Annotated in this window: 10 protein-coding genes; 8 read left to right on the top strand and 2 right to left on the bottom strand. The window is 63.2% G+C overall.

Annotated elements, in window-relative coordinates; genetic code table 11:
- The first annotated feature begins 154 nt into the window (after nucleotides 1-154).
- The 3 genes from hemE to rho all read left to right on the top strand — a co-directional run bounded on the left by hemE (nucleotide 155) and on the right by rho (nucleotide 3,165).
- A complete protein-coding gene (hemE, locus tag NKJ94_RS28680; RefSeq protein ID WP_352529948.1) occupies nucleotides 155-1,183 on the top strand; it encodes a uroporphyrinogen decarboxylase in 1,029 nt (342 codons plus the stop codon).
- A 2-nt stretch (nucleotides 1,184-1,185) separates the two neighbouring features.
- The gene (hemJ, locus tag NKJ94_RS28675) at nucleotides 1,186-1,734 is read left to right on the top strand and encodes a protoporphyrinogen oxidase HemJ (RefSeq protein ID WP_352530014.1); all 549 of its coding nucleotides are present in this window, start codon (nucleotides 1,186-1,188) and stop codon (nucleotides 1,732-1,734) included.
- A gap of 165 nt (nucleotides 1,735-1,899) precedes the next feature.
- On the top strand, nucleotides 1,900-3,165 hold the full coding sequence (rho, locus tag NKJ94_RS28670) for a transcription termination factor Rho (RefSeq protein WP_292407921.1): 1,266 nt from the start codon (nucleotides 1,900-1,902) through the stop codon (nucleotides 3,163-3,165).
- 261 nt (nucleotides 3,166-3,426) lie between these two features.
- On the opposite strand, the gene NKJ94_RS28665 is transcribed toward rho, so the two are convergent.
- Entirely contained in the window at nucleotides 3,427-5,445 is a 2,019-nt protein-coding gene (locus NKJ94_RS28665) for a thioredoxin domain-containing protein (protein ID WP_352529946.1), read from the bottom strand.
- Between the two features lie 60 nt (nucleotides 5,446-5,505).
- Between NKJ94_RS28665 and mnmE the strand changes: the two genes are divergently transcribed.
- From mnmE to NKJ94_RS28640, 5 genes are all read left to right on the top strand, one after another.
- Complete coding sequence (gene mnmE / locus NKJ94_RS28660; RefSeq protein ID WP_352529944.1) at nucleotides 5,506-6,834, top strand: tRNA uridine-5-carboxymethylaminomethyl(34) synthesis GTPase MnmE; 1,329 nt, start codon at nucleotides 5,506-5,508, stop codon at nucleotides 6,832-6,834.
- Between the two features lie 379 nt (nucleotides 6,835-7,213).
- Nucleotides 7,214-9,088: a tRNA uridine-5-carboxymethylaminomethyl(34) synthesis enzyme MnmG gene (gene mnmG / locus NKJ94_RS28655; RefSeq protein ID WP_352529942.1), complete on the top strand. Its 1,875-nt coding sequence runs from the start codon at nucleotides 7,214-7,216 to the stop codon at nucleotides 9,086-9,088.
- On the top strand, nucleotides 9,085-9,726 hold the full coding sequence (gene rsmG, locus NKJ94_RS28650; protein WP_352529940.1) for a 16S rRNA (guanine(527)-N(7))-methyltransferase RsmG: 642 nt from the start codon (nucleotides 9,085-9,087) through the stop codon (nucleotides 9,724-9,726). Before mnmG ends, rsmG begins: the two co-directional genes overlap by 4 nt.
- A 35-nt stretch (nucleotides 9,727-9,761) precedes the next feature.
- Nucleotides 9,762-10,562, top strand: coding sequence for a ParA family protein (locus NKJ94_RS28645; RefSeq protein ID WP_084642633.1), 801 nt, complete (start codon nucleotides 9,762-9,764; stop codon nucleotides 10,560-10,562).
- Between the two features lie 50 nt (nucleotides 10,563-10,612).
- Nucleotides 10,613-11,494: a ParB/RepB/Spo0J family partition protein gene (locus NKJ94_RS28640; RefSeq protein WP_352529938.1), complete on the top strand. Its 882-nt coding sequence runs from the start codon at nucleotides 10,613-10,615 to the stop codon at nucleotides 11,492-11,494.
- Nucleotides 11,495-11,771: 277 nt separating this feature from the next.
- On the opposite strand, the gene holA is transcribed toward NKJ94_RS28640, so the two are convergent.
- The gene (gene holA / locus NKJ94_RS28635) at nucleotides 11,772-12,818 is read right to left on the bottom strand and encodes a DNA polymerase III subunit delta (RefSeq protein ID WP_352529936.1); all 1,047 of its coding nucleotides are present in this window, start codon (nucleotides 12,816-12,818) and stop codon (nucleotides 11,772-11,774) included.
- Nucleotides 12,819-13,085 lie beyond the last annotated feature (267 nt).

Raw genomic sequence — 13,085 nt, 5'->3', positions numbered from 1 at the left:
CCCGTTGGAGAAGCGCGCGACAATATGCTGGCTGGTCTTTTCGCAGGCAAAGCGGGACAGGAGACAACCACCACAACCAACAGACTCTTAGAATCATAAGATTCCTAAAAATAATATATTTAATTATAGGGAAGCCTGGAAAGGCGAGCGCTCAATGCCCCAAAACCGCATCGTGCTGGACGTGTTGAGAGGCAAGGCAGCATTTCCGCCGCCGCTCTGGATGATGCGCCAGGCTGGCCGCTATCTGCCGGAATATCGGGAGACGAGGAAACGGGCCGGATCGTTCCTCGATCTTTGCTACGATCCCGACCTTGCGGTGGAAGTGACGCTGCAGCCGATCGAACGCTTCGGCTTCGATGCATCGATCCTGTTTTCCGATATCCTTGTCGTGCCGCATGCGCTCGGCCGCGACGTACGCTTCGAGGAAGGACGCGGGCCGCTGCTGACGCCGATCTCGGCGGCGGAGATCGAGGCTCTCGACGGCGAAACGTTTCACGTGAATCTCGAACCGGTCTACGAGACGGTGCGGCGATTGCGCGCCAGACTGCCTGGGGAAACGACGCTGATCGGCTTCTGCGGAGCGCCATGGACGGTGGCGACCTACATGATCGCCGGCCATGGCACGCCCGACCAGGCGCCGGCGCGGCTTTTCGCCTATCGCGAGCCGGCGGCCTTTCTTCGGCTGCTGACGGTGCTCGCCGATCATTCGGCTGCCTATCTGATCCGGCAGATCGAGGCCGGCGCCGACGTGGTGCAGATCTTTGACTCGTGGTCCGGCGTGCTCGACGAAGCGTCTTTCGAATTATTCTGCGTCCAGCCGGTGGCCGAGATCGTCAGGCAGGTCCGAGCCGTTCATCCCGACGTCCCGATCATCGGCTTTCCCAAGGGTGCAGGAGATCACTACCGGAGCTATCGCCAGAAGACCGGCGTGACGGGGCTGGGCCTCGACTGGACCGTGCCGCTGGCCGTGGCGCGGGAATTGCAGCGTGATGGCGCCGTGCAGGGCAATCTCGATCCGCTGCGGCTGGTAGCCGGCGGCAAGGCGCTTGCCGACGGCGTGGGGGCGATCCTGGGGGCGTTAGGGGGCGGACCGCTGATCTTCAACCTTGGCCACGGCATCACGCCGGAGACGCCGCTCGCGCATGTCGAGCAGATGGTGAAACTGGTGCGGAGCGCATCGTGACGATGATGGGCGCGGACGATACGAACAGCGGCGCCAATAGCGGCAAGGCGGCGATGCGCCGCGCGGCAATTGCGGTCGTCATTTTCGTCGTGCTGGCTGGGCTGCTGTTTCTCTTCGGGCCCGATGATTTCTATCCCTGGGCGAAGGCGATCCATGTGATTGCCGTCATCTCCTGGATGGCGGGCATGCTCTATCTGCCGCGCTTGCTGGTCTATCATGCCGATGCAGAAAAAGGCTCGGTTCAGTCGGAGACTTTCAAGGTGATGGAGCGTCGCCTGCTGCGCGGCATCATCAATCCGGCAATGGTGATCACCTGGGCATTCGGCCTGTGGCTTGCCTGGAAAGGCTTTGGTTTTCAGGGCGGTTGGCTGCATGCCAAGATCGCGGCGGTGCTCTGTCTTTCCGCTGTGCATGGCTATCTTGCCGGCGCGGTCCGCAAATTTGCCGAGGACCGCAATGAAAAACCGGCAAGGCACTGGCGGATGGTCAACGAAATCCCCACATTGCTGATGATCGTCATCGTTGTCCTGGTTATCGTGAAGCCATTCTGACGCCTCGACGATCCGCAAAAGGCGGCTTGCTCTTTCAGTCGACCGACGATAAAAGACGGGTCTTCCTTCCCGTCATGCGCCGCCCATTCATCGCTTCGGCCGCGCCCGGCATTTGTCGCATCCCGCCGATATTTTTCCCAAAGCTTACTCAGAGTCCGTCTAATGATGCAAGAAATGAAACTCACAGAGTTCAAGAACAAGAAACCGCCAGAGCTGATTGCTTATGCGGAATCGCTCGAAGTCGAGAATGCCAGCGTCATGCGCAAGCAGGAGCTTATGTTCGCGATCCTGAAGAGGTTGGCGACCCAGGATATCGAGATCATCGGTGACGGCGTCGTCGAGGTGCTGCAGGACGGTTTTGGTTTCCTGCGCTCTGCCAATGCCAATTATCTGCCGGGTCCGGATGATATCTATATTTCGCCGTCGCAGATCCGGCGGTTCTCGCTGAAGACCGGCGATACCGTCGAAGGCCCGATCCGCAGCCCGAAAGAAGGCGAGCGTTATTTTGCGCTGCTCAAGGTTAACACGATCAATTTCGACGACCCGGAAAAAATCCGCCACAAGATCCATTTCGACAATCTGACGCCGCTTTATCCGACGTCGCGGCTGAAGATGGAAATGGAGGTTCCGACTTCGAAGGACATTTCGGCGCGCGTCATCGACCTGGTGGCGCCGCTCGGCAAGGGCCAGCGTGCCCTGATCGTGGCGCAGCCGCGCACCGGCAAAACGGTGCTGCTGCAGAACATCGCCCACTCGATCACCACCAACCATCCGGAATGCTATCTGATCGTGCTTTTGATCGACGAGCGGCCGGAGGAGGTCACCGACATGCAGCGCTCGGTGAAGGGCGAGGTCGTCTCCTCGACCTTCGACGAGCCGGCGGTGCGGCACGTTCAAGTCGCCGAAATGGTCATCGAAAAGGCCAAGCGCCTGGTCGAGCACGGCCGTGACGTCGTCATCCTGCTGGACTCGATCACCCGCCTCGGCCGCGCCTACAACACCGTGGTGCCGTCATCCGGCAAGGTGCTGACCGGTGGTGTCGACGCCAACGCGCTGCAACGGCCGAAGCGCTTCTTCGGTGCTGCCCGCAATATCGAGGAAGGCGGCTCGCTGACCATCATCGCGACGGCGCTGATCGACACCGGCAGCCGCATGGACGAGGTCATCTTCGAAGAGTTCAAGGGCACCGGCAATTCGGAAATCGTGCTCGACCGCAAGGTGGCGGACAAGCGCATTTACCCGGCCATGGACATCCTCAAATCCGGCACCCGCAAGGAGGACCTGCTGGTCGCGCGCCAGGACCTGCAGAAGATCTTCGTGCTGCGCCGCATCCTGGCGCCGATGGGAACGACCGACGCCATCGAGTTCCTGATCGACAAGCTGAAGCAGACCAAGACGAATGCCGACTTCTTCGATTCGATGAATACGTAAGGGCTGGTGGGGCGCCAGGAATAGGCATCCAACGTATTGGAGATGACCAATCGTCGATGCCGGCTCCGCCCTTCATTGCCCTGCCGGGCGTTTCTCCCCGTAAACGGGGAGAAAGAAGCTGGCCGCAACCCTGGCATCCGCTGAAGATTGGCGAAATCGTCGATGAGAGTGTCCCTCTCCTACAGGGAGAGGATGTCGGCAGGCAGGTGAGGGGCAGCGCAAACATCCGGGGCGATTGCCCCGCGTCTCTGGCGCCCTTACCTATCCGCGCCGCAACCGCCGTTCGAGCTCCTCAGCGTCCGTTATCACCGGCAGGCAGACCTGCCCCGTGCACAACCAGGCGCCGGGCTTACCGGTTGGCGGCAGAACGCCACCTGGGAGCATTGGCAGGTTTGTCGCCGCGCCGACCGGTACGACTATGTCGACACGGCGCGGATCCGGGTTTCGATTCGTTACCGGAACGAGCTGCGGTTTGGGCAGGTTGTCCACGATCACCAGTTTCAGCGGCTCGAGCGCCAGGGCACAGGCATTGACGATTCCCGCCTGGCCGTAAGGCTGATGCTCCGCCCGCCCGGCTGCGTGCTCGGCGACTGTCCAGGCTTTTTCCCAGAGATCGAGATCGCCGGAAAGCGAGGACAATCGGACCATGGCTTCGATGATCTGGCCGGTGGCTGAGGGAATGGCTTCGTCGACATCGCCCCTGATGCGGATCGGCACATCCGTGCTGTCCGATGCGGTCAGATAATAGCCGGTCTTGTCGCTGTCCTGATGCCAGAGGTCGAGCTGTTCGAGGAATTGACTGGCCCGATGGGCATAGCTGGAACGGCCGGTCGCCTCGAATAACGAGACCGCCGCATTGGCCATGGCGGCATAGTCGCTCGACAGAGCCGGAAACAGCTTCTTTGCGCCGAGCATCGAATGCGGCAGGCGGCTGTCACGTCCGGCACCCGCAATGGCGGCAAAGGCCGCTTCCGCCGCTTCGATCCAGTCGGCACGGCCAAGCGACCGTCCCGCCTCGGCAAGGGCTGCAATCATCAGGCCGTTCCAATCGGTCAAGGCCTTGCCGTCACGTCCCGGCCGGATACGCTGTTCTCTTGCCGCCAGCAATTTTTCCCTCAGCGGAACGAGCTGCTCGCGGTGAGCCACGCTTTGGGGCTGCTGGGTTTCGGTCTGGTGGATGATCGGCTTGCCCTCCCAACCATGCGGGCTGGAAAGCGGGAAGTGGTTGAAAAACAAAGAGGATTCGTCGCCGAGAGCGGCTTCTATCTCATCCCTGGTCCAGGTGTAGAAGAGCCCCTCCTCGCCTTGGCTGTCGGCATCGAGGCTGGCGGCGAATGCACCGCTCTCGACGCGCATTTCGCGCAACAGCCAGGTGACGGTCTCTTCGATTCGCAACCGGAACAATTCATTGTCGGTCGCCGCATAGGCCCAATTGCACAGGCGGACGAGCTGGGCATTGTCGTAGAGCATCTTTTCGAAATGCGGCACCAGCCATTCGGCGTCGGTCGAGTAGCGGCTGAGGCCGCCGCCTATGTGGTCGTAGATGCCTCCGGCCAGCATCTTTTCGAGGCTGAGGAGGACGGCGTCGCGGTGCGATGCGGTGCCGTCGCGCAGCCAGGACAGCCAGAGGCTCTGCATGAACGGCGCGTTGGGGAATTTGGGCGCGCCGCGCAGGCCGCCCAAATCCCTGTCGATCATGCCGTCAATGCCGTTGGTGAGCTTCGTCAGCGTGTCGCGGTCGAGCACGGCCTTGCGATGTATGCTCGCCAGCCGCGCCTCGACATGCGCGGTCAAGCCATCGGCGCTTTGCCTAACGCCCTGTCTTTTCTCTCGCCACGCCTTGTCGACCGCCTCCAGCACCTGGACAAAGCCCGGGCGGCCGTAACGGGCTTCGCGTGGAAAATAGGTGCCACCCCAGAACGGCTTGCCATCCGGGGTCAGGAACATGGTCAGCGGCCAGCCGCCCTGCTCACCCATAGAGGATAGCGCCGCCATGTAGATCTGGTCGATGTCAGGGCGCTCCTCGCGGTCGACCTTGATATTGACGAACAGACGGTTCATGACGGCGGCGACGTCGTCGTTCTCGAAGCTCTCATGCGCCATGACGTGGCACCAGTGGCAAGCGGCGTAGCCGACAGAGAGCAGGATCGGACGCTCCAGCGCCTTTGCTTCGGCCAGAGCGGCGGGCGACCATGGCCGCCAGTACACCGGATTGCCGCTGTGCTGCTGCAAATAGGGACTGGCCTCTTCGGCAAGCAGGTTTTGTGCAGGCAATGTCACGGCGCAACTCGATGGGCGGATTGAACAGGCATAGCTAGGGCGCTTCGGCAGAGCGGGCAAATGATTTCAAAAGACTCCATCGTAGCGCTGTCGAGCGGGCGCCTGCCGGCCGGCATTGCAGTGATCCGGATTTCGGGGCCGCAGAGTCGATTCGCAATCGAAACGATCGCCGGGTCGATGGTGCCGAACCGCGTCGCCACCTATCGCAAGTTCCGGGCGCCGGACGGATCGGTGCTGGACAGCGGCCTCGTCGTGTTCTTTGCCGGTCCCGACAGCTTCACCGGCGAAGACATTGCCGAGTTCCATGTGCATGGCGGACGCGCCGTCGTCGGGAAGATGCTGGAGACGATGGCCGGCTTCGATGGCGTCCGGCATGCTGAGCCGGGCGAATTCACCCGCCGCGCTTTTCTCAACGGCAAGCTCGACCTGGTCGAAACCGAGGCGCTGGCAGATCTCATCAACGCCGAAACCGAGGCGCAACGGCGCTTTGCCGTGCACAACGCCGAAGGTGTGCAGAGTGAGCTCTATCTGGGCTGGCGGCGGCGGCTGATCCATGCCCGCGCGATGGTCGAGGCCGAGATCGATTTTGCCGATGAGGACGACGTGCCCGGTTCGGTCGCCGATACGGTGTGGTCGGATGTTCAGGCCATGATCGACGAAATCGAGCGCCATGTCGCCGGCTTTCGTGCCGCCGAAATCATCCGCGACGGGTTCGAAGTCGTCATCCTCGGCGCACCGAATGCCGGCAAGTCGAGCCTGTTCAACGCTTTGGCGCGGCGTGAGGCGGCGATCGTCACCGACGAGCCGGGAACGACGCGCGATCTGCTCGAAGTGGTGCTGGACCTTGAAGGGGTGCGGGTCAGGGTAACCGATACTGCCGGTCTGCGCGAGGCGCCTGGCAAGATCGAGGCCATCGGCATTGAGAAGGCCAAGGCCAAGGCGCATAGCGCCGACTTGTTGCTGGTCTTGGAGGACATGGTCACCCCCTTCGCAATCGGCGCGCCGCCGGCTGATATTCCGATATTGAGGGTCGGAACCAAGGTGGATTTGCTGGGAGACAAGTCACTCTCGCCTGCCGGGCAATATGACATCGCTATCTCAACGCGGGACGGCACAGGCGTGACGGAATTGCTGGGCGAGATCGGGCGTCGCGCCGCGGCGCAGATCGGCCAGGCCGGCGATGTCCTGCCGTCGCGCCTGCGGCATGTCGAGCTTCTTAACGAAACGAAGCGCTTCCTGCTGGCGGCCCTGACGGCGGACGAGCGCGGGCAGGAGCTGCGGGCCGAGGAACTGCGCCTGGCGGCGGACCGGCTCGGACGAATCGTCGGCGCCGTCGATGTCGAGGACATGCTCGACGTGATCTTCTCGCAGTTCTGTATCGGGAAATGACTCACGTGAAACATTGCAAGGCTGGCCGGCTTTGGATGATTCACGTGAAACGTTGAGCGTTGACGGCAGGAGGAGACCGGTCCCGTCAATCGAACTTTGCGATTGGAGCAGGCCGTCACGGCTTCGTCATCCCAGGGTCGTCGCGACGTCGCTTCGCTCCTGCTCCGCCCTGGGATGAGGAAGCGGGGGATGCTTTGGCCAATCTCGAAGGCTTCGCGATGCTCAGCTGAGGGAGCGATGAACTCTGGTTGCCATCCCGCCAAATCACGGTGCCACCGCACCGATTGCATTGTTTCACGTGAAACGATTCGTCGTGCGTCCTTGACAGCACCGGCTCTCGGGGACATGTGTCGACCACTTTTGAGTCTGGAACACTAAAATGACCGATCACTACGATGTGGTTGTGGTGGGCGGCGGCCATGCTGGTTGCGAGGCGGCCAGCGCTGCCGCGCGCGCCGGTGCGAACACGGCTTTGGTGACGCTGCGCTTCGACACGATCGGTGTGATGTCCTGCAATCCGGCGATCGGCGGCCTCGGCAAAGGCCACCTGGTTCGCGAAATCGACGCCATGGACGGACTGATGGGCCGCGTCGCCGATGCGGCCGGTATCCAGTTCCGTTTGCTCAACCGCCGCAAAGGGCCTGCCGTGCGCGGTCCTCGAACGCAAGCTGACAGAAAGCTCTACCGGCTCGCGATGCAGGCGGCAATTCGCCAGCAGGCCGGCCTCGATGTCATCGAAGGCGAGGTGCTGGACTTCGAAATCAACGACGGGCGCATCGCGGCGGTGCTGCTGGCGGATGGAGGCAGGCTCGCCTGCGGTGCCGCGGTGCTGACGACCGGCACCTTTCTGCGCGGGCTGATCCATATCGGCGAGAAGAAGATCGTCGCCGGCCGCATGAATGAGCAGGCGAGTATTGGCCTGTCGGCGACGATGAGCCGCGCCGGCTTCAAGCTCGGACGGCTGAAGACCGGCACACCGCCGCGGCTGGACGGCCGGACGATCGACTGGGCGTCGCTCGAGAGCCAGGCGGCGGACGAGGATCCCGTGCCGTTCTCGCTGCTCACCGACCGTATCGAAAACCCGCAGATCCATTGCGGGATTACGCGCACGACCAATGCCACGCATGAGCTGATTCGTGCCAATCTCGGCCGCTCGGCTATGTATTCCGGGTCAATCGCAGGTGTCGGGCCGCGTTATTGCCCGTCGATCGAAGACAAGATCGTCAAGTTCGGCGACCGCGAAGGCCACCAGATTTTTCTGGAGCCGGAAGGGCTGGACGACGACACGGTGTACCCGAACGGCATCTCGACCTCGCTGCCCGAGGACGTGCAGCTGGATATTCTGAAGACCATTCCGGGGCTGGAGCGGGCAACCATGCTGCAGCCGGGCTACGCCATCGAATATGACCATGTCGACCCACGCGAGCTTAAGCCAACGCTGGAGACAAAGCGGATCGCCGGTCTTTTCCTCGCCGGGCAGATCAACGGCACCACCGGCTACGAGGAGGCCGGCGCGCAAGGGCTGCTCGCCGGCCTCAACGCCGCGCGCAAGGCCTCGGCGAGCGATGAAATCGTGCTCAGCCGCACCGAAGCCTATATTGGGGTGATGGTCGACGACCTGACCAGCCGCGGCATTGCCGAACCCTACCGCATGTTCACCTCGCGCGCCGAGTTCCGGCTGTCGTTGCGGGCGGATAATGCCGACGAGCGGCTGACGCCTCTGGCCATGAGACTGGGGATCGCCTCGCCGGAGCGAATGCAGCGGTTCAACAATGTCGTGCAAGACCTTGAGAAAGCGCGACAGCTCGCCCTCAGCACCACGATGACTCCCAATGAGGCGGCGCGCCATGGCCTTGAGATCAACCGAGACGGGGTGCGGCGTTCGGCCTATGAGTTGCTGGCCTATCCCGGTGTCGACATCGCCTGGCTGGCGCGCATCGAACCTGCTTTTGGCGCGATCGACGCCAAAACGGCCGAACGTCTTGAAACGGAAGCGAAATATTCCGTCTATCTCGACCGCCAACAGGCGGACGTCACGCAGATCAGGCATGAGGAGAGCAGGCTTATACCCGAATCGCTCGACTTTGCCTCTGTTCCCGGCCTGTCCAATGAATTGAAGCAGAAGATGCTGGCACGCCAGCCACGCTCCATTGCCGATGCGCAACGCATGGAAGGCATGACGCCGGCGGCGCTGGCGATCATTGTCGCACATGTGCGCAACGCCGAGGCGGCCGCGCGAAGGGATGTTGCGTGAGCGCTGCGTCCTGGGCGAGCCTGCTAGAGGCAGCGGGCCCGGTTTCACGTGAAACATTCGATCGTCTGGTCGAGTTCGAGACCGTTTTCCAGAAATGGAATCGGCGGATCAACCTGGCCGCGCAATCGACGCAGGACGATGTCTGGCGCCGCCACATCCTCGACAGCGCGCAGCTGGCGCGAATCAAACCAGACGCGAAACGCTGGGTCGATCTGGGCTCCGGCGGCGGTTTTCCCGGCCTTGTGCTGGCCTTTCTGCTAGCTGAGCGCGAACGAGCCAGCATCGATCTGGTTGAAAGCAACCGGAAAAAAGCATCGTTCCTGCAAGCGGTCGTCGGACAGTTCAACCTGCCTGCCAAGGTCATCGCGCGCCGCATCGATGACAGCTACAGGCTTGTTTCGGCACCACAAATCGTCACGGCCAGGGCGTTGGCGTCGCTGCCGGCCTTGCTCGACTTGGCGGCGCCGTGGCTGACGAAGGGTTCGCGCGGCCTGTTTCACAAAGGCCGGGATTACCGCGCCGAAGTGGCAGAAAGCGCTCAACGATGGTCGTTCGATCTGGTAGAACATGCCAGTGTGACCGACGCGCAGGGCGTCATTCTCGAAGTGTCTGACTTGCGGCAGCACCCTGGCTTGTGACCGGCGACCCCCGAATGAATTTCTGGCATAAACCCATGATGAAGAACGGCCCCCGCATAATCACCGTCGCCAACCAGAAGGGCGGCGTTGGCAAGACGACGACCGCCATCAATCTGGCCACCGCGCTGGCCGCCATAGGCGAACAGGTGCTGATCGTCGATCTCGACCCGCAGGGCAACGCCAGCACCGGGCTTGGCATCGACCGGCGGGACCGCACCGTCTCGTCCTATGACGTGCTGACCGGCGAACTCGACCTCGAAGCGGCGGCAATTCCGACGGCGGTGCCCGGCCTGTCGATCGTGCCGTCGACGCTCGACCTGCTCGGCATCGAGATGGAGATCGCATCGGCGCCGGACCGGGTGCTGCGGCTGCGTAATGCGCTGCGGGCTTCGGCCGAGCGCTCGGCCAATTTCGGCTATGTGCTGATCGATTGCCCGCCCTCGCTCAATCTGCTGACGCTGAATTCGATGGCCGCGGCGGATTCGGTGCTGGTGCCGCTGCAGTGTGAATTCTTCGCGCTGGAGGGCCTGAGCCAGCTGCTGGAGACGGTGGAGCAGGTGCGCCGCTCGATCAACCCCGACCTGACGATCCAGGGCATCGTGCTGACCATGTTCGACGGGCGCAACAATCTCGCCAACCAGGTGGTGCAGGATGTACGGGCACATATGGGCGACAAGGTCTATGAAACCGTTATCCCGCGCAACGTCCGCGTTTCCGAGGCGCCGTCCTATGGCAAGCCGGCGATTCTCTACGACCTCAAATGCTCGGGCAGCCAGGCCTATCTGCAGCTTGCGTCGGAAGTGATCCGCCGCGAGCGCAAGTTGCGTGCTGCCTAACAGTTGTAAACAATAAAGCCGATTCGACACCGAAACGATCTGGACGGACGATGAACGAAGATCCTTCGAGAAAAAGACTGGGACGGGGACTGGCGGCATTAATCGGCGAAATCGATCGCCCGGCCGCACCGGAAAAGCCGGGCCTGGCAGCCGACGGCAAGGTGCCGATCGAGTTTCTCAGCCCAAATCCGAAAAACCCGCGCCGGCATTTTGGCGACGCCGACCTGACAGATCTCGCCCAGTCGATCCGTGAGCACGGCGTGGTGCAGCCGGTGGTGGCGCGGCCGTCGAAAACCCAACCGGGCCGCTACGAGATCATCGCCGGCGAGCGTCGTTGGCGTGCGGCGCAACGCGCCGGCCTGACCGAGATCCCGATCATCGTGCGCGACGTCAACGATCGCACGGCGCTCGAGCTGGCGATCATCGAAAACGTCCAGCGCACCGACCTCAACCCGGTCGAAGAGGCACTCGGCTACCAGCAGCTGATCGACGATCACGGCTACACCCAGGCCGATCTCGGCCAGGTGATCGGCAAGAGCCGCAGCCATGTCGCCAATACGCTGAGGCTGCTCAAGCTGCCCGACGTCATTCGCGACATGCTGGTCGATGGCGCCCTGTCGGCCGGCCACGCCCGCACCCTGGTGACGGCCGACGACCCGGCGGGGCTCGCCAAGCGGATCGTCGACGAAGGGCTTTCGGTGCGCCAGGCCGAAGCGCTGGCGCAGATGCCGGTCGGCACTCCGGCAGCTAAGCGACAGCCCGCAGCACCGCCGCAAAAGGATGCCGACACGCTGGCGCTGGAGAAGCTGATGACCAACACGATCGGTATGATCGTGACGATCGAGCACAACCAGCGCGGCGGCGTGATTAGCGTCGCCTACCGGACATTGGAGCAGCTCGATGAACTTTGCCGGCGGCTGAAGCGAGAGTAGGTAGGTTGCTAAAATGCCAAGGGCTTTTAGCCGGCAAATAAAGTTTGGGCTTAAGATCGGCAGTTCCGTCTTTTAATAGGAGAAGGGCCGCGCCGGTGATTGGCGAAATCGTCGAAGCGGTTAATCTCCCCCCTTGAGGGGGAGATGGCCGGCAGGCCAGAAGGGGTCGTCTCACATCAAGCGCCGGCGCCTTGCGGAAGCGAAGAAGATGTCGGCGTTCCACGCGCTGCGACCCCCTCTGTCGCCTTCGGCGACATCTCCCCCGTGACGGGGGAGATCAGTTGCGCTGCGCCAGCCTGTTGCTCTCCACGGCAATGCCGAGCAGTGCCTGCCGCGCCAGCGCTACCGACAAATCCGGTCGCCGGCGCGTCTGCAGGACAGCCGTCTGCAATCGGGTCAAAGCACGGCCAAGGGCCTCGCTGCTCCAGCGTTCGAGTGCTTTCTCGACCAGCTTTCGTCTGGAGAAGAAGACCGGCGGGCGCGCCGCGGCAACGACCGCCGCCGCATTGCGGCCGCCGGCGTCCATCAGGCCGCGCATGGCCTGAATCGTCTGCAACTGCCGCATCGCCGAGGACAGCACCAGAAAAGGCTGGCCGCCGGACTGGCAATGGCGGGTGAAGGCGGTGTCGAAGTCGGCGATCCTGCCTTCGAGCAGGGCGTCGACCGCCGCATCGAAGGACAGGCCGGAGACATCGCCAGACGTCGCCTTGACGTCGTCGAGGCCGATTTCGGTCTGGCCATGCGCATAAAGCACCAGCTTTTCGATCTCGCCGCGCGAGGCCAGCCGGTCGCCGCCGAGATTGCGGCGCAGCGCCTGCCGGGCCTCCAGCGTCATCGACATGCCGGCCTTGCGCAATTCGTCGTCGATGACCGTGTCGATGTCCCTGGTTTCGTCAGCATAGCACGGCAATGCCATGGCATTGTCCGCCGCTTCGACAACTGCGCGCAGGCCGACGCCCTTCTTCAGGTCGCCGGCTTCAATGAGTATGATCGCGTCCCGCGCGGGCTCGGCGGTCAGCGCCTTGATATCGTCGGCAAGCGCCTTCTGGGCGCCGGCATTGCGCACCCATAGCAGGCGCCGCTCCGAAAACATCGGCACGGTGCGCGCTTCGTCGAGCAGGCGGCCCTCGTCGCGATCGACTTCCGAACCGTCCAGCCTGACCACCGAGAACGGATCGTCGAGCGGCAGGCCGGTCTTGGCGGCGAAGGCCTTTGCGCGCTCGGCAACCAGCCCGCGATCGGGGCCGTAAAGCAGGACGATCGAGACGCGCGAATCCGGCCGCGCCAGCCATGAATCGACCTCGTATGCTTTCTTCTGTGCCATGGGTGCTGGTTAGCATGATGTGGCCTCGGGGTGAACGGAGGGTTGGCGGGATTGTTCCGAGACGCCGGAGGGGCAGAGGGGGGCGCAAAGGAAGGCCGGGCTCGCAAGACCTGGGTTCCTCGCCCTCGCGAAGCGGGGAGAGGTGGCCGCGAAGCGGCCCGAGAGGGGGGGTTCGTATGGGCGCGGGTGCCCCCGACCGGGGGGGGGGGGCCCGGCCCCCCACCCCCCCAGGGGGGGGGGGGGGGCCCCCGCGGGGGGGGAGCGCCC

Source organism: Mesorhizobium sp. M0060 (genome assembly GCF_040323155.1).
GTDB lineage: Bacteria > Pseudomonadota > Alphaproteobacteria > Rhizobiales > Rhizobiaceae > Mesorhizobium.
This window is presented reverse-complemented; position numbering and strand designations above follow the sequence as displayed.